The organism is Psychrobacter sp. PG1 (assembly GCF_014897815.1).
Taxonomy (GTDB): domain Bacteria; phylum Pseudomonadota; class Gammaproteobacteria; order Pseudomonadales; family Moraxellaceae; genus Psychrobacter.
Genome location: NZ_JABUZG010000038.1, coordinates 81775 through 106621, shown reverse-complemented (window position 1 = coordinate 106621; position 24847 = coordinate 81775). Strand labels below are relative to the sequence as shown.

15 protein-coding genes and 1 tRNA gene are annotated in these 24847 nt (G+C 42.9%); 8 read left to right on the top strand and 8 right to left on the bottom strand.

The window, feature by feature from the left end; all coding sequences use genetic code 11:
* Positions 1 to 45: 45 nt before the first annotated feature.
* The 3 genes from INT03_RS02495 to INT03_RS02485 all read right to left on the bottom strand — a co-directional run bounded on the left by INT03_RS02495 (position 46) and on the right by INT03_RS02485 (position 1577).
* A tRNA-Arg gene (locus INT03_RS02495) sits at positions 46 to 121 on the bottom strand.
* Positions 122 to 188: 67 nt separating this feature from the next.
* Positions 189 to 986, bottom strand: coding sequence for a hypothetical protein (locus INT03_RS02490; RefSeq protein ID WP_193007433.1), 798 nt, complete (start codon positions 984 to 986; stop codon positions 189 to 191).
* A 69-nt stretch (positions 987 to 1055) separates the two neighbouring features.
* Positions 1056 to 1577 (bottom strand): hypothetical protein, encoded by a 522-nt coding sequence (locus INT03_RS02485; protein WP_193007432.1) that lies wholly within the window; start codon positions 1575 to 1577, stop codon positions 1056 to 1058.
* A gap of 457 nt (positions 1578 to 2034) precedes the next feature.
* Between INT03_RS02485 and INT03_RS02480 the strand changes: the two genes are divergently transcribed.
* The 4 genes from INT03_RS02480 to INT03_RS02465 all read left to right on the top strand — a co-directional run bounded on the left by INT03_RS02480 (position 2035) and on the right by INT03_RS02465 (position 14000).
* Complete coding sequence (locus INT03_RS02480; RefSeq protein ID WP_193007431.1) at positions 2035 to 6528, top strand: exodeoxyribonuclease V subunit gamma; 4494 nt, start codon at positions 2035 to 2037, stop codon at positions 6526 to 6528.
* A gap of 69 nt (positions 6529 to 6597) precedes the next feature.
* Positions 6598 to 11157, top strand: a complete 4560-nt coding sequence (locus tag INT03_RS02475; RefSeq protein WP_193007430.1) for a UvrD-helicase domain-containing protein — start codon at positions 6598 to 6600, stop codon at positions 11155 to 11157.
* A 73-nt stretch (positions 11158 to 11230) separates the two neighbouring features.
* Positions 11231 to 13444: an exodeoxyribonuclease V subunit alpha gene (gene recD / locus INT03_RS02470; RefSeq protein ID WP_193007429.1), complete on the top strand. Its 2214-nt coding sequence runs from the start codon at positions 11231 to 11233 to the stop codon at positions 13442 to 13444.
* A 37-nt stretch (positions 13445 to 13481) separates the two neighbouring features.
* Positions 13482 to 14000: a MepB family protein gene (locus tag INT03_RS02465; protein WP_193007428.1), complete on the top strand. Its 519-nt coding sequence runs from the start codon at positions 13482 to 13484 to the stop codon at positions 13998 to 14000.
* A gap of 80 nt (positions 14001 to 14080) precedes the next feature.
* On the opposite strand, the gene INT03_RS02460 is transcribed toward INT03_RS02465, so the two are convergent.
* Positions 14081 to 14644, bottom strand: a complete 564-nt coding sequence (locus tag INT03_RS02460) for a hypoxanthine-guanine phosphoribosyltransferase (RefSeq protein ID WP_045447249.1) — start codon at positions 14642 to 14644, stop codon at positions 14081 to 14083.
* Positions 14645 to 14746: 102 nt separating this feature from the next.
* A complete protein-coding gene (locus INT03_RS02455) occupies positions 14747 to 15415 on the bottom strand; it encodes a hypothetical protein (RefSeq protein WP_193007427.1) in 669 nt (222 codons plus the stop codon).
* 296 nt (positions 15416 to 15711) lie between these two features.
* On the opposite strand from INT03_RS02455, the gene INT03_RS02450 reads away from it, so the two are divergent.
* The 3 genes from INT03_RS02450 to INT03_RS02440 all read left to right on the top strand — a co-directional run bounded on the left by INT03_RS02450 (position 15712) and on the right by INT03_RS02440 (position 18834).
* Positions 15712 to 17391, top strand: coding sequence for a carbon starvation protein A (locus INT03_RS02450; RefSeq protein ID WP_055125815.1), 1680 nt, complete (start codon positions 15712 to 15714; stop codon positions 17389 to 17391).
* A gap of 99 nt (positions 17392 to 17490) precedes the next feature.
* Entirely contained in the window at positions 17491 to 17784 is a 294-nt protein-coding gene (locus INT03_RS02445; RefSeq protein ID WP_193007426.1) for a cory-CC-star protein, read from the top strand.
* A 33-nt stretch (positions 17785 to 17817) separates the two neighbouring features.
* Positions 17818 to 18834: an ArsA family ATPase gene (locus INT03_RS02440; protein WP_193007425.1), complete on the top strand. Its 1017-nt coding sequence runs from the start codon at positions 17818 to 17820 to the stop codon at positions 18832 to 18834.
* 41 nt (positions 18835 to 18875) lie between these two features.
* Here INT03_RS02440 and INT03_RS02435 read toward each other — a convergent pair whose 3' ends face one another.
* Both INT03_RS02435 and INT03_RS02430 read right to left on the bottom strand, forming a co-directional pair.
* A complete protein-coding gene (locus INT03_RS02435; RefSeq protein ID WP_413469110.1) occupies positions 18876 to 20330 on the bottom strand; it encodes a DUF3482 domain-containing protein in 1455 nt (484 codons plus the stop codon).
* 313 nt (positions 20331 to 20643) lie between these two features.
* A complete protein-coding gene (locus tag INT03_RS02430) occupies positions 20644 to 22008 on the bottom strand; it encodes a DUF2868 domain-containing protein (protein WP_193007423.1) in 1365 nt (454 codons plus the stop codon).
* 240 nt (positions 22009 to 22248) lie between these two features.
* On the opposite strand from INT03_RS02430, the gene INT03_RS02425 reads away from it, so the two are divergent.
* On the top strand, positions 22249 to 23040 hold the full coding sequence (locus tag INT03_RS02425; RefSeq protein ID WP_193007422.1) for an SDR family oxidoreductase: 792 nt from the start codon (positions 22249 to 22251) through the stop codon (positions 23038 to 23040).
* A 121-nt stretch (positions 23041 to 23161) separates the two neighbouring features.
* Here INT03_RS02425 and INT03_RS02420 read toward each other — a convergent pair whose 3' ends face one another.
* A complete protein-coding gene (locus INT03_RS02420) occupies positions 23162 to 24748 on the bottom strand; it encodes a bifunctional 2-methylcitrate dehydratase/aconitate hydratase (RefSeq protein ID WP_226950163.1) in 1587 nt (528 codons plus the stop codon).
* Positions 24749 to 24847 lie beyond the last annotated feature (99 nt).

The window sequence follows — 24847 nt, the reverse complement described above, 5'->3', positions numbered from 1 at the left end:
ACTGATAGGCTGTGAGGTCTTTTAATGTCTTTTGACAATGTTTGATGGTGCGCCCACCAAGACTCGAACTCGGATCGATCGCTTAGGAGGCAACTGCTCTATCCTGTTGAGCTATAGGCGCATTTTGGAATAACATTGTAGGAAAAATCGCTCATAAAAGCAATCAACAAAATATAAAGATTTTATCATTACTTGCCATTACTCAAGGCGTCAGCGACATTCACAGTGTTGGCATTTGCTGCTTCTTGTGCACGTGATGTTGGATTAAACAAGTCATTTACACTGTTTTTATAACCTTCGATATTATAATAATCGTACTTTTCTAATATATCTTGTCCGGTACTCGAAAGTAAAAAATTACGGAAGTTAATAGCAGCAGTATTCTCTGTCAAAATAACCCCTTCAAGCGCTTGCTTTTCTTTCAATGCATAGCTGAAAGAATTTAGGGTACGTGCCTCTATATTGTCAGTTTCAATGGTATCAGTCTCAGCAGTCTCTACTTTTTTATCATCAGTATTGCTGATATTTGCTTTGTCTTGGTTTATTTTATCGTGAGCCGTTTTTAGCTCTGCTTGTAACGGTGTCAGACGGTCTGCAGATAGGCTGTCGTGAGCGATGATCATGTCTATATCAGCGTCCAATTCTGAGCGTTCATTATCGCTAGGATTGGCGTTTGATAAGGTTAAGAGGTCGCTGGCGGGTACATAACTTGGTACAACCTGCACATGAGGATAACGAGATTCGAAGCTAACGATGATATCGTCCAAGGGTGCTTGTAAGTCCTCTTCTGCCTTGATATACAATGTACTGTCGGTCAGGGTATTTACCTCGTCTTGAGTGGTGGCTGACGGCTCATTTGCATTTGCCATGATCGGTAGGGGGTCTATATTTTTACGGTTATTGCTCCATAACCACGTAAAGATTGCAATAAAGATTATCAGCAGCAGTAAAATTAGCCCAGCCAGTAGCAGCTTGTAGTCTCTCATATGTTACTGCTCTTCTCTTAATGGGTTTGTGTCAAGTTTACATAAAATGCGGTGTATAACGTATTATTTTTAAAGCTGTTGGTGCAACACTTCATCTGCTAAGTCCGCAAGCATATCTGCAAAAACATCGGTTTCTGAATCAGGTAAAAGTTTTTTCTTGCTATTATTCTCATGAATAATTGTACTGTTTTGATTGGATAGCACAGGTTGATCGTTTGAATGGGAGGTAACATTATTGTCAATGGCTTTTATTTGGTGTGCAGCTAATGGCGATTCGCCCATCGTAAGCTTGTCTTTAAGCCATTCAAAACCATGGGCTTCCCACCATGCTTCAAAGCGTGGCAGCGTGCTCCCACGCACCGCGACAGGCAGATTCAATGTTCGCAGTTTTTGTGCAAGTATGGGGTCGTTAATGGCTTGATGGATGCTCAAATAAAGCGAGCGACTGTCATCAGTATAGGGCTGTCTGTTTTGCCACGATCTGTCGTCAATTTTCATACGTGGCAATTGCCACAATTCACCGCGATAGTATACAACATATAGACGTCGTTTAGGATGAACGAAAATGGCATCAATGGGACGCAAGGGCATAGTATTAAGTTATTCCGTTAAAAAAGGGTTATGGACATAAAAATTACAGCAATTAATCTGACAGCAGCACTGACTTCTCTATTCATAAATATGAGACTTATCAATGCGACACTATCTGTCGTAAGATATTATAATAGTGGCACATATACTAGTAAACGATAGCTATCGATGGCACACTAATCAGCAGCCTATTTTATGATTGTTATAAATAATCACTGATGATGCAATGATAGTTAATCATTGTTATCATTTGCATCGTGTTCATGACAGCCATGCTAGCAGAAATACATTGTAGTAACGACCGCGAAACATAGATTGGTGAGTATCCTTCGTGGTATTCCTTAGCAGCCATCAATATGCATTAGAAAGTTAACGCAAATGCTATTCCATTTCAGGCATTCACGACCGTCTACATCACATTATCACTCATACTATTACTTCAATCAGACTATCCTCTATGTTTACCATTATTCAATCGCACCGCACCGAAAACCTTGTTGATCAATTGCTTGTACAATATCAGTCCAAGGATCAGCCTGTTTTTGAGCCTTTTATTGTCATTGTACCGTCAATGGTTTTGGGCGACTGGTTGGATAAAACCATTGCCAGCCGTGCTGGTATTAGTACGTTGGTGCGTACTAAGTTCTGGGGTCAGTATCAATGGACGCTCATGCAAGATGTATTAACCCGCCATAACGCTTCTTTGCTAGCGCAAAACCCTGAAGCGGAAACTCTTAATGTGCCTGAAGTGGCGGTGTTGTCACCAACGGTGATGCAATGGCGATTGTTTGGATATTTGACTTATTATCAAGAGTCGATTGTGGCAGATGAAAAACATTCGGTCCATCCGTTGCTGGCGTCTTTGATTGATGAACCGCAAGCAGGTGCTCAGCAAGACAATGTGCGACAAGATAAGGCGCAACAAGATGCACGTATCTGGCAGCTGGCAAGTGATTTGGCGAGGGTGTTTAACCGCTATTTGACCCATCGTGAGGATTGGCTGGCGCTGTGGTCGCACAATAAACCACTGAATGTAGGTGAGTTGATAGCGGATAAAGATGCATTGTCACTGCGTTTTGATAAATATGCGCGCGGCACGCCTGAATGGCTGGTGGGGCATTATGTTGAGTTAGAGGCGGCGCAACGATTCTTATGGTCGCATTTGTTTGCTGACGTTCATTTACACCGCGTGGCACTGGAGCGTGCTTTCTGGTCAGCCTTAAAAGATAATAAGGCGAATGAGCGCGCTCAGTTGCCCAAAGTGCTGCGTATATTTACCATTCAGCAACTGCCACAGACCGAGCTTGATTTTTTACAGCGCTTGTCAAAATACATGGATATCACGCTATTACATTATAATCCGTCAAAGCTGTTTTGGGCAGATATCGTCGATAAATCGTGGTTACAACGCCAGCAGATTATTAACCCTGAGAGTGTATTTTTGCGTGATTATGGTCATAGTTTGCTGTCACGTCTGGGTAAGCAGTCACGCGATGCGTTTGCGATGCTTGCCAACTTATCAGGTAATGAGCAATACGACGATGCACTGGTTGAATGGCAAGATAATTTTGATGATACGCTGGGTATTGATTCTAATAATGAGGTTGCTACTGAGTATGTTGATAATGTTAGTAGCGCTCAAAACAGCCAAAACAATCCAAGTCTGTTAAAGCGTTTGCAGAACGATGTACTGATGCTTGATGAGCAATCGACCCAGCAAGCAACGGCTGCTACGGTCTCGCAAGCAGTGAGTCAGCAGATAGCGCCAAGCCTCGATGAGGATAAGCAAGCAACGGCTTGGTATGACGATGAGGCGTTGGAGAAGAAGCGCTTTGAGAAAGACCGTTTTTGGGCAATCTCTTCGCAAGATAATAGCCTAAGCATTCACTCGTGTCATAGTTTGCAGCGTCAACTTGAAGTGTTGCGGATTATGATTGGTCGTTGGCTAAATGAGCCTATCAAATCTGGTGAGAAAAAACGCCACATATCCGATATTGTTGTGTTGCTACCCGATGTTGAGCGTCATCATGCACTGATTGGCTCTATCTTTGTCAGTGGCAAAGGTCAAGATGGTTTGACTTTGCCTGCTAAGGTAACTGGTGTTGTTGATGCCGATATTCGGCAGTTATGGGAAGCGATTATCGGTTTTTACAAACTATTGGGTAGCCATAGCGCCCGTTTTGAAGCAGCTGAAGTCTTAGACTGGTTGATGTTGCCGCCCTTGTTTGAAAGCTTTGGACTGACTCATGAACAGATGAGCCGTGGCTGTGATTTGTTGGTAGAGGCAGGCTTTATCCGTGGTTTTGATGAGCTGCATCTTAAGCAAACTTTGGATAGTAATGACTATGACTATCGCTTTAGTTTTGCGCAAGCGTTAGACAGATTGACCCTAGGTCTGGTCATGCCAGAGGCTGAGTTGAGCGACTGCTTGTATGCTCTAAATGAAGATGAATGGCCAAGCACTGCCTTACCAGAAATGACTTTACCGCTACCACAAGTCAGCTTAAATGATGCGTTGATTGTTGAAGCGCTTTGCCGCATTTATACCGGTTTGGTCGCACGACGGGATGACCATATACAAAAAATGAAAGCGGAATATTGGCTCGATCAGATTGAGAGACAAGTGATTCATCGTTACTTTGGTGATGTGGATCAAACACGTACCATGCGAGCCATCTACAATGCGATGAATGGCTTTAAATCAAGTCTACGAGCCAATCGTCACTACAGACAGTACTCCAGTGGCGATAGCGCCAACAGAGAAGTAGAGCAGAGGCTAGCAGGTGTAGAGCAACTACCGCTTAAATTAAGCTTTATGTTAGACAGTATCGAAAACGAGCTTGAGAGTCAGCAAGTCAGTGCGGAGCCGACTGGGGTGATTACCTTTGGTAAGTTTGGTGCCTTAAGAAACGTGCCTTTTGAGTTGGTGGTCATGCTCAACATGGATCTCTCAGAGTTCCCTGGGCGTGACCGTGATAACCGCTATGATTTGATGAAAGCGACTAACTCACGTCGTGGTGACAGAGTCAGTGAGGACGATGATAATGGCGCATTTTTAGATGCGCTGTTATGCGCGCGCAGTGCATGCTGGATGTTCTACAATGGCCAAAGCTTGACGGACACCCACGAGCACCTGCCAGCCAACCCAGTAAGCGAATTGCTACAGTTTTTGCAAGGTGAGGTGCAGTGGCAGGTGAACTCGCTGGCGACATTACCTGAGAATATTGATCCCACCACCGAAAGTCTCAAGCGCTACTTACCAAAATTGATTAAGCAGTGGCTAGTGACTGAGCATCCTGCACTACCTTTTCATGAGAGTCTGTTTGAGACAGAAATTGAAGGCACTGATGTTTTTGAGCAAGCGTCTCCTGATATTGATGACAATGCAAACGTTAATATCAATGCTCAGGATGCAAGCCCTGTTGATATGATTGATGAACTGGATGCTTTATTAAATACAGCGATGCGTAAAACCAAACTGGCTCAGAAAAAACAGTTTCCACCTGCGCCGCTTTGGCAAGCGGTGTTTGATACATTGAAAGGGCGAGTGGCTAGTGAGCCTATGCAACTGGTTGGCTTACCCACAAGAGCACAGTACGAAGCAATCGCTAAGATGCTTGGTCAAGGCTTGGGTCAGTTAGGTCGAGTAGACAACCAAACCTTGTCTGCATTGGTCGAACTATTGGCGCTAGATACAGCTGTTGATGCTAGCGATGTCAATAGCATGACAGAGGTGCTCATCCAAGATTTATCTGATAGCGTATTTAACATCGGAGAGATAGATATTGAAGGGGTGTTGGCTTACCAAGTACGCCATCCTGCCAAAGCGTTCTTACGGGCTCAAAAGGTGCATGTGGTACAAGGTGAAGAAGCACTGTCGCATCAAGAGCCATTATTTCTAAACAGTTTGACTACCTATCAAATCAAAGAGCACTTGATTAAACAGTTGGTTACTGATGAGAGTAAGAATAATAGTAATGCAGCGGCTGAAACCACTACTCCAATCCTGATGTATCAAAAAATCATGCCAGCAGGTGTGGCTCGCCAAACCACGCTACCCAATCAACAACAAAAACTGCAACAGCAATGTTTGGAATTTAAAGAGCAGTTAATAGCTAATGGTTTTGGCGAAAATATTGTACCCAATGAAGATGGGATAGAGGGTACGACAGGTTTGCAGCTACTAACGCCAACCGCCGAGCATCCTGTCCAGATAGAACTGGCAGTTTTGCTTAATCGTGTTAATAACGAGTCAAGCAATAAGACGGACATGATGGGTATGGGCGCACTGCTTAAGTTGTTGCCTAAAGCCATCAAGATAAAAGGCTCAGTACCAATATTAACATCCATATCAGTTATTCAGGCGGGCGTGCCTTATGCTCAGCAATCACCCAAGCAGTGGTTAAACATATTGCCCAATTCTGCCAGTCCTAGGCATTTACTCAAGTTTTGGTTGTCACATTTGTATTGGCAAGTAGCCAGACGTACCACTGCCGAGCAAGCGGCATTAAATGATGGGGTGAGTATTTGGCGCTTTAATAAGCCTAGCTCGCAAGTCAAAAAGTACGAGAAAGTAATCGCATTTAAACTAAGCCCCATTGTCTATGAAGACGCTGTGATTGAGCTGATAAAATGGGCGATTTTTTCCAAGCTATCTGGGCAAGTGCCTATTACATTACTCCCAGAATATGCACTCAATTACCTTGATCAGTGCTCAAAATCTGAAGATAGTGAAGGCGGCAGTTATTGGCCAAAACGAGCAGACTTTTCAGACTGGTTAAGATCTAGTTATCACTCGGACACAGTCTACGATACTTGCTCGCAGCATGCCATTTGGCAGTACGTACTGCGTGATCAAGATGCATTTAAGGCTTTGTCAAGGGCGTTGACCACCTTGGCGCGACCATTGTACGAGCCGATGTTTACTGCGTTAATTGACTTAGATGGCTAGCTAGCCATTTAGAATAATCAATTTTTGCTCTCTTGCTCTAATAGATAATAATTAAAAGTATGCGCCCATATGACAGACTTGACTGATCCAACCAATATCATTGAACTTTCTACACAGCCACATTTATTCGATGAGCACTCAGATGCGCCTCACTCAGAACCTATGAATGAGCGTAAGGCTGATGTGATACCAGCAGTTGATGTTGACCTAACGGGTAAGCACCTGATTGAAGCGTCTGCTGGTACTGGTAAAACTTGGACGCTAACAGGCATTGTATTGCGCCTGCTAATTGAAGCACGACGTGCGCCAGAGCAAATTATTGCCACGACCTTTACGCGAGCCGCTGCCGCTGAGATGCGTCAGCGTATTCATGATCGTTTGGTGGATTTTTATCAATTATTGCAGTGGGTCAACAGTTTAAGTGCTGATACCAGTAATAAGGAGGCTTTGTATCCCAATATATTGCAGGTGATGCCTGAAAGCGATAAGGATAAACAAGAGGGCAAAAAATCAAGTACGGATTTAAATACTGAGATAGGCGCTGATGAGTTAAACCAAGACCTTGCCTCTGATAAGCAAGCTGCTGTCACAAAGCGTGTACAAGCAAAAAAAGACCGTGAAGATTGGTTGGTAGCACAGGCTAAATATGTGCGCTTGGATGGCATCATGCAAGATCCCATTAACCTGCATCTCGTCGGTTATTTGCTGGATCACGTGTATAGCTATCCAATGACGGAAGCTATCAGGCGTACCGCACTGGTTTTAACCACGTTGGATAAACTGTTTGTGGGTACGCTCGATAGCTTGGCGCAAAAATGGCTGAAGGAGTACAGTAGCGAGACGGGTCATCAGCAAGGTATGGCTATTATCGAAGAGAGCAGTATCGAGCAGGTGACTGATAGTATTATTCATGATGAGCTGCGTCAGTTTCAAAGCCGCTTGCATCATGAGCAGCCTAAACTGTATGCGTTAATGGATCAACAAGGCAAGCTGACTGCAGTTGGTGATCATAAAAAATATGTGAATCGCTCGCTTAACTTTATTTCAGCACCGATTGATGAGATAAAGCTGGAGCAAGGTTTTGACTTTACTGCGTATGAGAAATTAATTTATGAGTTTGCTCAATTAGATTTAGCAGACATTCAGCCTTATTTAAACCCTGATTATAGAAAGTCTCAAGGATTTCGTGGAAATTCTAATTTAACCAATCATTTCGATGCTCTTGTAGATGTTCATCAAAAGGTAGCGCAATATCAGCTAGCATTTAACAGCCATTTGAACGAGCGTGAAAATAAGATTCTGACATCTTTGCAGGATGCGAGATATCCAAATGAAGATGGCAAAATTAAGAACTTTAACAAAGATAGAGAAAAAGAGCATCAGACACTTTTTGAGTTAGAAACCATTAGTAAGTTAATGGTGCTCTTAGATATGGTCGAAGGGTTAAATCAGCATATTTTATTGGTATTAGCCAATCTTAATCGTCATATCGTGCTTGCGGTACGTGACAGGCTACCAATTATTTTGGAAGAGCGTGGTGAGACGACCTTTAGTCTACAGATGGTACGTTTAAACCAAGCATTAACTGGTCGTCAAGGAGAGAAGCTGGCACGTTATATTCGTCATCATTATCCAGTAGCGTTGATTGATGAATCACAAGATATCAATGGCGCGCAAGCCATTATGATTGAAAGTATCTATTTGCCAAAGAAAAAGGGCAAGGTTGCTGACAATGATAAACAGTCAGCTACTAAAAAAGCCAGCCATGAGTTTTTGCTATTGGTTGGTGACCCCAAGCAGGCTATTTATGGGTTTCGTGGTGGTGATGTGGCCAACTATAACTACATGAAAGCCCAATTTGATAAAAGCACGCTTTGGACGCTCGATATTAACCGCCGCTCAAATGCTGGTGTGATTAATGCCCTAAACTGTTGGTTCGGCATGGCTGATGTAACCACTGGCGAGAACAAATTAGCTCAATTAGGCGCAGGTATTTATTACCAGCATATCAAAGCGGCAAAACCAGAAAATCAGCTGTCTTGGTTTAATGAACCAGACGCTCACAGCACTACTTTAGTGACTGAGGTGCTCTCTGCCCAGCCAGTGAGCGTATTACATTTGCCTTATGATAAAGACAAAGAGCTTGAGTACGATGAGCATGAAATCACGGCGCGTCATATAGCCACTTTGCTCAGTAGTGGTCAGACCTTAAAAGGCAAGCCGATTCAGCCCAGTGATATCGGCGTGCTGGCACGTACTAAAAAAGACTTAAAGCGTGTTGAAGATGAGTTGGTTAAGCTTAATGTACCGACTTTAACCACCAGTGATGTCAGTATCTTTGAAACGATTATGGCAGAAGATGTGGCGGCGCTGCTGAGTGCCATGCTATATCCGTATCGTCATGACATGATTAATCGGGTGTTGACCAGTCATTTATATGGCTTAAGTATCAAAAACATCAAAGCCATGATGACGGATCATGAGTCAGGAGTTACTGATAGCAGCAGTACCACAAGCGCCCATTCACACAACTCTAATTCGAAAGACCTCCCAGCCAATGAAGTTACTGATAATAAAAAGAGCTATCAAGACTTTATTACCTATCTAAAAGAGGGTACACAGCGTTGGCAGCATTTTGGCATCTTGTCAGCATTGCATTACTTGTTAGATAAAAATCCCATACAGCCGCAAGGCGTTTGGCAAGCGCTAGCGGCTCATCCAGAAGGCGATCGTCATATCATGGATTTGCGTCATGTAATGGATGTTTTGGCGCAATATGGCTTAGGTATGGGTGAGCATGAACTATTGGCTTGGTTTAGACAAAATATAGATGCCGCGCCCAATAGCGATTGGGCTAAGCAATATCCGCTACCGACAGAGTCTGGCGTACAGCTGATGACCATTCATAAGTCAAAAGGGCTTGAGTTCCCCATTGTCTATGTACTGGGAATGGGTGATGCCAGTAGGAAGTCAGGCAATAAGGAAGACTATGGATTGTACTTGTACAATGCCCAACAAGCGCCTTCAGCTCTAGTGATAAAGTCGACAGAAGTTCATCATTCGATAGATAGTGAATCAACGGGAAACCAGCGCCGCTTCTCATCCTTAAAAGGCTCAGCGACTACAGAGGACTATTACACCAATATCGAAACTCAAGAAGACTTTGATGAGCTGCGACGGCTTGGTTATGTGGCATTTACTCGCGCCAGTGAGCAGCTTTATGTTGTTTTGAGAGACCCTAATGACACAAGAGATATGAAGCGAAAACCAGTGTTTTATTGGTTTGAATCACCAGAAGCGAAATTTGAGCTGCCTGATAGACTCAAAGGTACCATAGGCATGCTCAGAGGGCATAAGGTTAATGAGTTCTACGACAAGAATTACGCAAGCAACGATGCTAAATCAGCAGGCGTAAATGACAATGTTCAGCTCGCTGTTACCAAGTCAAATGCTCATAAGCCTGCCACAGAGACTATTGAGTATGCGCCTTTTGCAGAGGTTATGAAAACCAATTATTTTTATGGTTGGGCTAAGACCAGCTTTACCGCTTTGGCACGTCAGCTCGATGAATCTACACAAGCAATGGCGATAGTCGATGAGCGTATTGATGATGCGATAGACATCGATATGACAGAGTCTTCAGTTTCAGATCTCCATTCACTTAATAGCAAAGAGTTTCTCGAAAAAGACAGTGAACTAAGCCTCAAGTCAGAAGATGATATCCGCTTTACCTTTGTAAAAGGTGCTAATGCGGGTACGTTCTTGCATGAGATATTTGAAAAAATTGATTTCAGCAATAAAGCGCAGTGGTCTCAGGTTATCGATAGAGCTATCAGCAGCTATCAACTGCCTCTAGTTTATAGTAGCGCTGAGCAGCAAGGCCGTCGATCGCAAGCGAAGAAACAAGAGCAAGGCGATGACGGTTCATTCAATACTAGTTCACTTGATCTTGCTTCAATAGATGCTACCAAGCATGAGGCACTAATCAATTGGATTGAAGAGGTGCTACATGCGCCGCTATTGGCCTCCAATCAAGCATTAAACTCTCTTAATGCAGGTCAGCGATTTTCTGAGTTAGAGTTCAATATGGGGTTGTCAGAGAGCTTTAAAGCACAGGATATCAGTAAACTCTTCCAACAATATCTCCCTAATGAGATGGACAAACACGTCACTCTTATTCCGCAAAACAAAGCACATTTATATCGTTATTTACGCGGCGAAATTGACTTAGTGTACGAACATGCTGGCAAGTATTACGTTGTCGATTATAAAAGTAATTTTCTAGGAAATAGCCTAAGCGATTATAATAAAGATACACTTAAGCAAGCAATGTCCAAGGCAGGGTACTGGTTACAAGCAGCGATTTATCAAGTAGCATTACACCGATTCCTTTCAATGAGGATTCATGATTATGCAGGCAATGAAGATAAGTACTTAGGCGCTGTGGAGTATGTCTTTTTACGAGGTGTGTATGATCCCAATTCTCAAATAGCTGATGATATATCACAAGATGTTAAAGAGGCTGATAATAGCCACTCAATGCACAACGACCGTTATGGATTAGTGACTTGGGATATTCCAATTGAGTTCATTAAGGCTCTAGATGCGTTGTTTGGCATGCCCAACTAGTAGGCTATAAGTAATGATTAAATGTTAAAAACATGATATCGATTAACTATTTCAACATAGAGACAAGCATACGATGAGTAATAATAAAAAAGAGAGCAAGGCAGTAATTGGGCTACAACAAAGCTGGGCTAGTAACATCAGTGATTATATATTGCTACGCCGCGAGCAAACGTATTTAGCGTATAAGGCAACGGATGCAAAAGCTAATACTGATAGCAAGCAAGTCGATAAAACAGAAGAAAGTAATTTATTCACCGCTCTATTCGTTATGTTAGCGACTCATTTGGAAGAGGGGCATACCGTATTAACCATTGAGTCCTCTGAGCATGAAGAAGCATTGCAAGGTCAAATAAATAATGAGGTAGTTACGCTATATGCTTGGCAGCAACAGTTATTAGAGATGCTAGCAATGCCAATCTTTGCGCTGATAGATAGCAAACTAAATACGCAATCAGAAGATGACTCTATAACTGAAAGGTCGCTATTCGTATTGCTAGACACACTATTTGATAAGAAAGAGCAGCTGTGGATGCAATTGGCGCTTAGCAACCACGAAAAAGAGGTGCTAACCAAGCGTTTTGACATGATTGCTACGCTATATCAATTACTGAAAAATACGGACTTAAGTTTTTTTATACGCCTAGTTAACGAACATGATTTGTTTGCTGAAGTTAATAGTAGCATTAATAATAACGATAAAGTAAATAGCCTAAGCAAAAAAAATCAACCTATTATTTACAAACAGGTTAACAGTCAAAACACCGAAGGTTCAGTAGTATCACTAACTTTTTGGCTACATCGTGCATGGCAAGCCGAGTTTAACTTAGCACAGCACATTAATACTATTTTAAATCAACAGATAACCCCTCTAAATATATCAATACCCAAAAATTTAAACGATCAGCAGATAGCAGCTATTAATGTGGCTAATAATAATGCATTTAGCATCATCACTGGTGGTCCAGGTACAGGTAAAACCTATACCGTGGCGCAGTTAGTCATTGCGCTGCAACAAGCGACAGAGAGTGAGGGATACGGGGCTGAAAATATTAGATTCAGTACGGACAGTGCCAGTCTAGCTTTGGCAGCACCAACTGGTAAGGCCGCCCAGCGCATGCAAGAATCTTTACAGGCGGCTCTCGATGCAGCAAATATTGATCTACAGTTACAAGAAGCTAAAACCATCCATCGTTTGTTAGGTATTGGTCGGACGGGCAGACCGCGCTACGATACTAACAATCCACTCGGTGAAGATATCATCATCGTTGATGAGGCATCGATGCTCGGGGTCGAGTTGGCTAATTATCTCGTGAGTGCAGTGAAACCAGGTGCAAGGCTGATACTATTGGGCGACGCGAACCAGCTAGCAGCGGTAGATGCAGGAGCAGTGTTGGCTGACTTGTGCCGTATTCCACTGTTACAACCCATTCATGCAGAGTTAACCGAAAGCCGCAGATTCAGCGCAGAATCAGGTATTGGCAAACTTGCCTACCAAATTAATCAGGCAAAGTTAGATACTCAAGCCATCTGGCAGCTGTTAAGGCAGGATGAAGCCTTGAGTTTTCAGTATGTAAATACGCTGCAAACAAATGAGCTTAAAGATAATAAGACAAGAAATAGCCTAAGTAATAAAAAAATTATTCCAAAAATGTCGTTAAAATATATCAAATATATAAATAAAGTAAAAGAAATCCTGAAAGATCCAATAGAAAAATCCATGCCAGAATCAGTAAAAAATACGATTACGTCACTAATGGAGACATTTAATGAGTTTAGAATTCTAAGTGCTGGTCATAATGGTGAATGGGGCGATCACTACATTAATAACTATCTCACTCAGTGGCACCTAACTGAACTAAAGCTGCCACTGGGCCAAAACACATGGTTCCATGGTCGTCCTGTGATGGTTTTACAAAATAACTATGAGTTAGGATTATTTAATGGTGACATTGGTTTTTGCTTACAAACATCGGATGAAAGAAGTCGATTAGAAGTGTTTTTCGAGAATAAAACACAGGGTATTCCTGTCAATCTGCTAAACGAAGAGGTAGTTGCCACCGCATATGCGATGACCATTCATAAATCACAAGGATCTGAGTTTAAGCACGTTGCCATTACTTTTGATAATAGTCATGCTAGATTGCTAAGCAAAGAGCTTATTTATACGGCGGTGACCCGTGCTAAGAAACAGGTAACCATATATAGTACAGAATCTGCTTTTGAAAAGGCTGTTCAAACACCTACTGAGCGCCATACAGGTTTGGCATTACAGTTTTCTAAGCATTAATAGACAAATACTAAGAAATATAAAAAGAGGACTAGAGTTGTATACCTTTGATACTGCGCTAGAGCATATTAATGAAATTATTTATAAGCCCAACCAATTGATTATTGCTTCAGCTAAGGAAGAACAACAAAATCTAGAATATGCTGCTGGTACATTTGAATTAATGAACAGACTGACTGTCAAAATAGTTAGATTCAGAGTAGCTAAACAAACACCTACCAAAGTAGGGCAATTTGTTACCTTTTGGGAAAAGGATTCCAAAAGTATTAATCAACCTTTTCAATATGATTCGTCACCAGACTTGTTGGTAATCACCACATTTAAAGACAACCATACATTTGGGCAGTTTGTTTTTCCAAAAAATGTCTTGCTTAGACATCATATTCTTCAGTCTCATTTTACAAAAGGTAAGATGGCTATCAGGGTGTATCCTAGCTGGGATAAGCCAATCAGTAATACCGCTAAGAAGACACAGAATTGGCAACTCGATTATTTCTTCATGGTGACTGGTAAAAACATACTGCCTACAGAAAAAATACGGGCTTTGTATGAGTAGCAAAATTAACAGCACATACAAAATCTAAGCAATAAAAAAGCATCCAAATCGGATGCTTTTTTTGAACTCAAATGTAGAACTTAAACTTTGTCTTCTTTGATGGCATAGATGCCAGGCAGATGACGTAAGTAACCATGGAAATCCATACCACAGCCATAGACATAACGATCTGCAACATTGATACCGACAAAATCAACATCAAAATCTTCAACTTTACGATCATGCTCTTTATTAAGCAACACACAACATTCAAGTGATAAAGGTTTTTCTTTGCTTAATTCTTCAACAACTGTTTTTAGCGTAATACCTTCATCAAAAATATCGTCAATCAGCAATACATGCTCACCTTCGATACTAACATCAGGTTTGAATTTCCAATCTAGCTCATTGGTGCCTGCATTATCACGATAGCGCGATGCATGAATATAATGCATGCGATGATAGAACGTCAAATGAGTCAATAGTTGACCAGCTGGAATAAGTCCACCATTCATAACAACCATAACGATTGGGTTTAAACCAGCATAATGTAGGTTGAGCTGGGCGGCAAGGCGCTCATAAGCAGCGGCTACTTCGATGCTACTGATAAGGCACTCTGAGTTGCGTAATGTTTTTTCAATTTCTTGGTTGCTGATTTGGGTCATCGGGTGCGCCTTCGGTAAAAAGTGCCGCTTATTTTAGCAAATTTTAGTGAATTTGCCCAATACCATCTGTCTTTTGAGACAAAATTAATCAAATACTGGCATTTATTCCGGCTTTTCTACGATGAAAGGGCGGTAATAGTTTGCTAAACGATTTAAAGAGCGATCAGGTAGGTCGGGTAGCAACTTATTTAAGGCCATACTCATGCCTTTATCAATGGCGGCTTTGGCAACTGGGACAGCTTTGCGTTTAATCATGCCAAGTTTCAGTGTTTCAGCATAGCGGCTGATAAAATGAGTCAATGTCTCTTCATTCATGGTTTCAAGCGCTGTTTTAAAGGCTTTCATATCTACTTGCTCAGGTGTGATAGCAGCAAAGCCTTTTTCGATGGTTTGCGCATCTACATCAGATAATTTGAAACCCACTCGTTTTACACCTTCGTTATCAATAAACGTCGCCCGATCTCTCAAGAAATGAAAGCTTGGCATCACTTCTTCGTTATTCTCTTTACCGAGTAAGATGTTAAACAGCGTATCTGTCGCTTTTTCAACTGTGCCAACAATTTTGCGCATCGAAGCTTGACGTTCAGGGTTTGGAATAATATCTACCAATCCAATCAACAAATTGTCGATTAGATCACGTGCTGTTTGATGCGTTAGGGCATCACGATATGGGTAGTATTCCACCTCCTCATTTGAGGCAATCACTTGCTCAGCGTCAATGATTAATGCTTTCAATTTATCTGAAGGTACAAACCCAAAATAATGCGCCATGGTGCTTCCTTTATTTGTTGTTTTTCATGTTTAACCAGCGTTACATTTGTCGTTAAATCAGTTAGTATCTAAATGGGTTGCAGTCAAAGACTCACCATATGCTGACTAGTGACATGTGCTAACGATAGAATGCAAAGCCTTATTAATGGATGATAATACTACAGTACTTCTATAAACAGCCTTTGGACAGGTGCGCTAAGTCACTAGTCGCCGACTAATTTAACATAGTTTTTATATTCTAAATTAAAAAGCTTGAACTTATAAGGCTACCTATTACTTGTCTAAGGAGAGATAAGATGAATAGTGCAATCGTGCTAGTGTTTGCTGTTGCCGCGATGCTTTGCGGTTATCTGTTTTACTCAAAATTTATCGCTACTAAAATCTTGGCATTGGATAACAGTATCCCCACGCCAGCGCACACTATGAAAGATGGGGTGGATTATATTCCCACTAATAAATACGTGCTATGGGGACATCATTTTACTTCAGTCGCAGGGGCAGCGCCGATTATTGGTCCTGCCATTGCGGTTATTTGGGGCTGGGTACCTGCTATCATTTGGGTAGTATTGGGCACGATTTTTATGGCAGGTGTCCACGATATGTCAGCTATTTGGGCTAGTATGCGTAATCGAGGCCAGTCGATTGGCTCGATTGCCGGTACCGTCATGGGTACACGTGTACGTAGCTTGATGATGATCGTTATCTTCCTATTATTACTCATGGTAAATGCGGTATTTGGCGTCGCTATTGCTAATATGATGATAAAAACCCCATCCGCTGTGCTACCTGTTTGGGGGGCTTTGATAGTCGCCTTTATTATCGGTCAGTGTATTTATCGCTATAAGATGAATCTGGTTTGGGTATCAATCATTGGGGTCACGGCTTTATATGGGCTTATCTATCTTGGTCCTATGTTCCCTGTCGTATTACCTGAGACATTCTTAGGCTTACCTGACAATGCTGTTTGGATTATCATCTTGTTTGCTTATGCGGCAATCGCTTCTTTATTACCGGTTTGGATGCTCTTGCAGCCGCGCGATTATATCAATGGCTTACAATTATTTGTCGGTCTAATTTTGCTATACGCTGCCATCTTTATTGCGACGCCGAATATTGTCGCGCCAGCGATAAACACGGCATTGCCAATCGGTACACCATCTATGGTGCCTTTATTGTTTGTCACCATTGCTTGTGGTGCAATTTCAGGCTTTCATGGTTTGGTGGCAACGGGTACGACGTCTAAGCAGATTGATAAAGAAGAAGATGTGCGATTCGTTGGTTACTTCGGTGCCATGGGTGAGGGGATGCTGGCACTGGGTGCGATACTTGCGGCAACGGCAGGCTTTGCAACTCTTGGTGATTGGCAAGCAGTGTATCAAAAATTTGGCGATGGCTCTATTGGTGCCTTTATTGATGGCGGTGCGACTATCTTGAATGCAGGCGTCGGTATTGATATGGTTTTATCACAGACGATGCTGACGGTAATGGCAGCATTGTTCGCTGGCACCACGATGGATACTGGGGTACGTTTGCAACGCTATATCTTCCAAGAATTTGGTGAGATTTATAAACTGCCCGTGCTGAATAAGAGTGTGGTGGCAACATTGCTTGCCGTTGGTAGCTGTTTGTTATTAGCCTTTGGTGCTGGTGGCATCGATGGTGCTGGCGGTATGATTATTTGGCCGTTATTTGGCACGACGAATCAGCTAATGGCTGCATTAACCTTGATGATTGTCACCGTTATATTGTTACGTAAAGGCAGACCTGTGTGGTATACCTTGGGGCCATTGTCATTCTTACTGGTCATGACGGTTTTTGCGTTATTGATTCAGCTAAAAACCTTTTTCAATGACGGTAACTGGTTACTTATTATTATGGATATCATTATCTTGATAGCCACAATCTTAGTAACGTTTGAGAGTCTATCGGTACTCCGCAAAGAATGGTCAATACACAGAGGCAAAAGCAACCTCTAAGCCATGTTAAATGTATAAAAAACGCTAGCAGCAATTGCTGGCGTTTTTTGTCTCATATAGGCATGATAGTTAATAAGCATCCGAAAAAGAAGAGTGATTATGGAAAACACGGATATGACAAAGCCTATAAAAAATATTGAGCCATGGTGGCAAAGATTTGCGGCAGGGTTAAATGAGTTTTATCATGCGCCTTATCGTCAAACGATGGCACGCGCTGCGCGTGATGAGGAAGATTTTTTTATGCTACTCATGTTTGCGGAAAGCTTGGGTATCGACAATCCGGCAAGCTTTTATACATTAGAGTTGCAGCCATTGTTTTTAGAAAACTTCCATGAGTGGCATACACGTATGGGCATGGATAGATGCCCTTTTGACCACGTAGGTTGCTGCTAGTTTACGTTGAATTCATCAAAATGAGATATAAGTATGGCATTACACCCTTTACCCGCATTGGTAGAGCAACTGGCAACACAACCGATTATATTTATCGGTGGCAAGGGCGGTGTCGGTAAAACCACCACTGCCGCTGCACTTGCCAGCTATTATGCCAACCAAGGCAAAAAGACACTGATTGTCTCGACCGATCCAGCACACAGCTTGGGCGATGTGTTAAACGTCCCGCTCAAAAACCAAAAAACAGTAGTAACTCCTTGTCTAGATGCTATTGAACTAAACCCTGATATCATCGTTGATGAGCATTTTGCCCAAGTTGAACGTACCATTACTTCTTATGCCAATCCAGACATGATGCCAAAAATTCGCGAGCATCTACGGCTATCAAAATCAGCGCCTGGTGCACAAGAAGCCGCCATGCTCGAATCTATGTGCCAGCACTTGGTTGCAGCAGCAGATGCCGGCTATGAGCATATTATTTTTGATACCGCACCGACGGGACATACACTGCGTTTATTAGTGCTGCCTGAAATGATGGGTGCGTGGACGGATGGGCTACTGGCACAGCAGCGAAGGCAAGCAAAACTTCGCTCAGTGGCAAATCATTTGGGCAGTCATGAACAACACAATAACAAAAATGATTTAGCCAATCCGTTTGCTGAAAAGAAGAATGATCGCTGGGAGCAAGCAGTATCCGTACTAGAGAAACGCAAACAGCTATTTCGTCAGGCAGGATTGCTACTGCATGACCGTACACAAACCGCCATTGTATTGGTTATGACGGCTGATGTATTGCCACTGGCTGAAACAAAGCGAGCGATAGAGCAGTTAGAAGACAGTAAGCTCATGCCAGCCGCAATCGTTATTAATCAGTTGATAGCACCGACCCAGTCTGATACGTTTTGGCGTCATCGAGCTGAGCGCCAGCAACAATTAATGCAAAATATTGAGCAAAGCTTTCCCAAGTATCCGCTATACCCAATATATCTGCAACAAACGGACGTACGCGGTACTTTTGCCTTAAGTGCATTAGTAAGCCCAGCATCATAAAGCCCGTCAGTAAGAAATTTTATCTCAAACATGTTTATGCACTATGGCTGACCCTGATACGACGACAGCTTACTTGCCAGCGACCATGCCATATCTGCGCGTAATAATTGAGCTTGTTCAGATTTACCACTACTGAGTGATGACCACTGCGGTTTACTACGAGCTTTTTTTAGCTCACTGGGCAATTTATGTGTCGGCCATGGTGTGACAGTGGCGCTTTCGTCATCTAACGACTGTTCAATACTGGATTTCTCACCTTTATACAGCAATTGCGTGGCATCAGTTGCAGCATGACCACGATGGCGCAATGCTGTCAATAAATCTATGGCTCGAGTGGCCAGCAAGGTTAGGGTAGCAGGGTCGATATACAAACGTTTTACCCCAGTGATTCTATCGGCAATACTACTGGTATTAGATAACAGCCCACCTGCGATACCACCAATGGCAGCACCCAACCCCAAGGTTGTACCAAGAGCGGCCGCATCAATCCCTAAGCCTAATAGTGCACCAGCTGCTGCTCCAGAAGTCGTGCGTATGCCATAGCTTTTTAGCAGTTCAGGGTCAAACGGATCTTGTTGATAGGCTTTTAGCTCAAGCGGCGTTGCTGCTACGTCATTGTCATAAAACTTATATAAATTGAGCAAGTTGTTCTGCATCGCCCGTTCACTTTGGCGAACAGCTTCTTGCATTTGCTGTAATACTGGCATTGGGTCGTCATCTTCACTAATCTCACGAACAAAAGCAGCAACATTGATTAAAAAATCAGCAATGATAATATTGGCCTCGTCATTTAGCTGCGCCCAGTTTTCAGTGCGGCGCGCCATTAATTGCTCAAGCATCTCTGAGTGGGTGAGCATGGTGGCTAAATTTTGCCATAGACGCATTTCATCGTTAAATTCAAAGGCAACAGAATCAAAGCGCGTTGAGATATGTAAATTACGTCTTGCCAGCATGGTCTGCCACTCATCTATATTGGCATCCTGAGCGTCAGTGAAATTAAATACTGGCATCACAGGAATCGCTGCCCAAGATAAAATAGCTAACTCGTCTTTATATTTACCGAGTACCGGCTCACGTGCATCGACGACATAAATGGCCATATCACTTGCCAACAGCTGCCGAATTACTTTGGCCTCTTGGCTATAGTCCTCATTGCTATTTAGTGCCTCACCACCTTGGGCAATATCTGCTGCCAAAAACTGTTGTAAACGCTCAATGCCATCACGCCGACTGGCGGTATTGTCCTCTAACCAATCCATCAATCCTGACGCATCTTCTAAACCCGGTGTGTCATACAATACCACCAACACTTCGCCCGTTTGGCTGTCTGTTAATTTGGCTTGCTCTACATGACGGGTAGTCGCGGCTTCGTTTTTGACTTCACCAAAATAGACGTCACGCAATAGTGTACGCAGTATGGATGTCTTGCCCGTATTGGTATGACCAACGACAGCCAATTTTAGCGGTTCACCACTGGCGATGGTTTTCCTTGTCATACTTGTCGTTGTTGTTAATGGTTCAGTTGATAAAGGTTGATTGTCTTGAGTTTCCACTGACTCAGTTACAGCTGATTTTAAAGTGCTGTTTGCGGTATTAGAGGTTGCCTCATAAGCCTTATCTGCAAAGAGACCAGCAGGCTTATTGTGTTCATAATTCTCTTTTTTATTATCATTATTCATAATATCGTCTTATATTTATTAATGATCAAAACATACAGTGGCTTTTATTGTAGAACAAATTATGTGCTATTTCGGTATTAATACTAACCATTTGTCTTAAGTAACTAATAATCCCATTTTGGCTAGTCAATCAATTATTCACTAGACCAATTTTCCGAGCGGCAAGGGCGGTTTGCCACTGCTGATAACGAACATCTTGATGGTCTGCAACCTGCTTGGTTAAGTCTAAAGCGCTTGACTCACTCAGCAGTTGCACAATGAGCCCATCTTTGGCGTGAGCAGCGATTTGATCAAGTTTGCGTAGCGTACCACGGTCAGGTAAGGCTTTATGATGAATACCAAGTAAGACCTGCACTGGATGATTGTCTAAATACGTCTTCAGACGTGCCATATCGTCACGGTCATCAACGATACCGAAATTCTCTATCTCACTATTATTAATATTGGCATCCAAACCTTCAAGCCACCAGTTATCCTGCTCTGCTGGATACTCAAGCAAAGCAACCAGCTTCTTGCCAGCACTGACCGCTGCTTTTGGCGCAATAGGCGCAGGCACTTCATTAAAGTCATCAGCATCTACCACCTGACGTTGCCAAAAGTTTAAAATCTTTTGATAATAGGGCTGCTTGATGTCCAACCGCATCTTTTTACGACGGAACATCAATGCGCAAAACGCCCAAGCAATCGCTCTTGGTACAATACCGTACATCAGCAAACTACCAACCAATAAGCCTGCCCATTGCCGCGCAACAGTCAATGGCATCGCATCAGTCACCAAGCGACTCTGTACGATAGCGGTGCTGTCTGGCACATCGAATCCCACCATACTTGGTAACCAGCCAAGTACCTGTGTCAAAGTAATTAGCGCTTGATCGGATAGTAAAGTCGACTCCCAGCTAAAGCTATACTGACGCACAATCAATAGGAAAATAATCGCCAGCAGCATGCCTGTCAACGTTGCCAGCCATAACTGATGACTAAATCTCCCCAAATACCAGCGCATCCCGCTATGCTGTAATTGGCGCTCGTACAAATCGACTGCCGCCTTGGTAACATCGTCTTTACCACGTATCAGATAACTGGGACTGACAAAATTGGCAAACCAATTCGAAGACGGCTTGCCTTGATTAATCAGGCTCATCACCAGCCAGCCTAACAGCATAATGGTATGAAAACCCAGCAAGCAAACCAATACATAAAAGAAATTCACCACATTGGTCTGAAGTAAGGTGAATAAGCCCAAAAATCCCGAGAGACACCACACCACGCTCATGACCACCATGATGCCTTTAATACGCCCGTCAATTTTGCCCAATATTCGTGCCATCGCACCGTTACTATCGATACGTGAGGCTCGGCGGTGCAATTTTTGAATGGGTTTGCCATCCTCATCTTGTAGCTTTTCCGTGATAAGTAGCGGGTCAGTGGCAAACACATGTTGCTGCGTCTCAAGCGTGCGTACCAACTCAGTCAATTGATCTTGGGGTGATAGCATAATGCGATAACATCCATATAAAGGCGTTTATGTAGAAGATAATTCTTGATTATTGTAGCGTATATATGAGGACACGCCTTCGCCAAATGTTAAAAAATGAACATTTATTAAGCATTTTTATCATGGTAAAGACAATAAAAATCAGCCAAAATGAATAATGAACAAAATGATAATGACAATAGTGTAAAAAAACAGAGGGTGAAAAAACGCTGTTAAAGAGAATCCAAAAAAGGAATCATCATGAATAACAGAACGTATCTAATCGTTGGTGGTACAGGCGGCATTGGTAGAGCGATGATTGAGCAATTAGTAGATGGCACTGCCAGTGACAATAAGGATGAGAATGCGAATACCGATAATGATGGAAAACAAGGTATCCATGTCTTTGCGACTTATCATCGCAATGTACCTGATTTTGAGGCTGACAATCTGCATTGGATATCCATGAATCTCTGCGACGAACAGAGTATCCAACAAGCAGCCGAGGTTATTCAGCAGCAAACCACTCATATTGATTGGATTATCAATTGTGCAGGGTTATTACATACGGCGACGCAGCAGCCAGAAAAAGCGCTGCGTCAGGTTGAGACTGATTTCTTTTTACAAAACATGCAAGTGAACGCCTTAGCCAGCTTGCTTATTGCCAAGCATTTTAGACCACTATTAGCCAAATCTGCGCGTAGTAATGACAAGCCCGCAATCTTTGCGACGATATCCGCACGTGTTGGTAGTATCAGTGACAACCAGCTGGGCGGCTGGTATAGCTATCGTATGAGTAAGACGGCGCTCAATATGGGCATGAAAAACCTGAGTATTGAATGGAGTCGCTCGCTTAAAGACGTGTGCGTAGTTGTCATGCAACCAGGAACGGTAAATACGCAACTATCAGCCCCTTTTCAAGGTAATGTGGCCGAAGGTCAGTTGTTCTCGCCAGCCTACAGTGCGGAATGCTTATTAGAAGTGCTTAACCGTATGACAGCTGTGCAATCAGGAAGCTTTGTTGACTGGGCAGGGGAATCCATACCTTGGTAGCTCTAAATGATTGAAACGTTCACAAAGCCAATTCAAGAGATGAAAATAGGGCGTGTCCTTAATATGAGAACACGCCCTATTTTATTGATAAGATAAAGGTAATTTTCAAATAGGCAAATGCTTAATTCGCCATAAACAAGTCCATAAACTCATGTACAGGTGTGTGCTCTAAGCGGGTTTGATCACTACAAAGGGCAAAAATATCCTGACAGCGACTGTCGATAAAACGCGTTGCTAAACTGGCACGAAACTTGGCTTCTAATATCGGCAAGCCCTCAGTACGGCGGCGCTTATGTCCGATAGGGTATTCGACCACAACCTTGTCGGTACTGCTACCATCTTTAAAAAATATCTGAATGGCATTGGCAATCGAGCGTTTACTTGGGTCATGGTAATCTTTTGAATAACCCGCATCTTCTTCTACGATCATTTTGCGGCGTAGACCATCAATTAAAACATGGTGCTGTGCATGATAATCGTCTTCATAATTTTCTGCCATTAAATCGCCAGTCAGCAGAGGCACCGCGACCATATATTGCAAGCAGTGATCTCGATCAGCAGGGTTGGCCAATGTGCCTTCTTTAGAGATGATTCTAATCGCGGATTCATGAGTGGTCAGGACAATTTTTTCAATATTGTCGATTCTGTCATCAATGCGTGGATGTAAAATCACCGCGGCCTCACAAGCAGTCTGCGCATGAAACTCGGCAGGGAAGCTTAACTTAAATAAGATGTTTTCCATCACGTAACTGCCAAACTCACGCTGGAAAGTAAAACGGCGCTCGTTTGCAGGTTTAAGGGCTAAGTCTTTATTGGTATGGCTAAACAATACATCATAAAACCCCCACTGCGGTGCAGAGAGTGCTCCAGGAATACCCATTTCACCGCGACGAGTAATGTCAACCAAGCGTACCGCACGACTGGTAGCGTCGCCTGCCGCCCAAGATTTACGGCTACCGGCATTGGGTGCATGACGATAGGTGCGCAGTGCCTGACCATCAACGATCGCCTGCGAGATGGCAGCCATGATACGCTCACGTGGCAATTTATAGAGCTTGGCGACCACAGCGGTAGAGGCCAATTTAACTAAAAACACATGGTCAAGACCCACACGGTTGAATGAGTTTTCCAGTGCAATTACCCCCTGAATCTCATGCGCCATAATCATAGCCTCAAGCACCTCACGCATCGTTAATGGCGGATGATTGCGACTGACACTTTGTTGGCTGATATAATCGGCGACTGCTAGGATACCGCCTAAATTGTCCGAAGGGTGTCCCCATTCAGCAGCCAGCCACGTGTCATTATAATCGAGCCAGCGCACCATACAGCCGATATCAAAGGCGGCTTTGATAGGATCTATTCTGTGGGCTGTACCCGGAACGCGCGCACCATTAGGTGTAAGCTGATCGGCACAATCAGGACCCAAATGCTTAGTACATTCAGGGAAACGTAGCGCAAGCAGACCGCAGCCAAGCGTATCCATCAAGCAATGACGTGCGGTATTCCAAGCATCTGCGCTATTGGAGGAGTCGTTATCTATCGAATAATTAAGCACATAATCAGCAATCTTTTGAATCTCAATGTCATATTCTGGACGGACATTGCTTTCTACCGTGGCATCATTTTTATTTGAATGTGTTGTATCTGAATTATCATTTGATATGATTGTCTCCTCTTCCTTGAGTGTGCTACTTCCTTGACCCATTATCTCGGTCATTTTTTTAAATTAGCCATCATTTAAAAGTAGCATAATCAATATGAAACAACCAAACTGAATTATGTTAAAAATTAAAACCTTGCGGCG

Excerpts from the sequence above, each read along its gene's own strand:
- INT03_RS02490 (WP_193007433.1), bottom strand. The coding sequence starts at position 986 with ATGAGAGACTACAAGCTGCTACTGGCTGGGCTAATTTTACTGCTGCTG.
- INT03_RS02485 (WP_193007432.1), bottom strand. The coding sequence starts at position 1,577 with ATGCCCTTGCGTCCCATTGATGCCATTTTCGTTCATCCTAAACGACGT.
- INT03_RS02480 (WP_193007431.1), top strand. The coding sequence starts at position 2,035 with ATGTTTACCATTATTCAATCGCACCGCACCGAAAACCTTGTTGATCAA.
- INT03_RS02475 (WP_193007430.1), top strand. The coding sequence starts at position 6,598 with ATGACAGACTTGACTGATCCAACCAATATCATTGAACTTTCTACACAG.
- recD (WP_193007429.1), top strand. The coding sequence starts at position 11,231 with ATGAGTAATAATAAAAAAGAGAGCAAGGCAGTAATTGGGCTACAACAA.
- INT03_RS02460 (WP_045447249.1), bottom strand. The coding sequence starts at position 14,644 with ATGACCCAAATCAGCAACCAAGAAATTGAAAAAACATTACGCAACTCA.
- INT03_RS02455 (WP_193007427.1), bottom strand. The coding sequence starts at position 15,415 with ATGGCGCATTATTTTGGGTTTGTACCTTCAGATAAATTGAAAGCATTA.
- INT03_RS02450 (WP_055125815.1), top strand. The coding sequence starts at position 15,712 with ATGAATAGTGCAATCGTGCTAGTGTTTGCTGTTGCCGCGATGCTTTGC.
- INT03_RS02445 (WP_193007426.1), top strand. The coding sequence starts at position 17,491 with ATGGAAAACACGGATATGACAAAGCCTATAAAAAATATTGAGCCATGG.
- INT03_RS02440 (WP_193007425.1), top strand. The coding sequence starts at position 17,818 with ATGGCATTACACCCTTTACCCGCATTGGTAGAGCAACTGGCAACACAA.
- INT03_RS02435 (WP_413469110.1), bottom strand. The coding sequence starts at position 20,330 with ATGACAAGGAAAACCATCGCCAGTGGTGAACCGCTAAAATTGGCTGTC.
- INT03_RS02430 (WP_193007423.1), bottom strand. The coding sequence starts at position 22,008 with ATGCTATCACCCCAAGATCAATTGACTGAGTTGGTACGCACGCTTGAG.
- INT03_RS02425 (WP_193007422.1), top strand. The coding sequence starts at position 22,249 with ATGAATAACAGAACGTATCTAATCGTTGGTGGTACAGGCGGCATTGGT.
- INT03_RS02420 (WP_226950163.1), bottom strand. The coding sequence starts at position 24,748 with ATGGGTCAAGGAAGTAGCACACTCAAGGAAGAGGAGACAATCATATCA.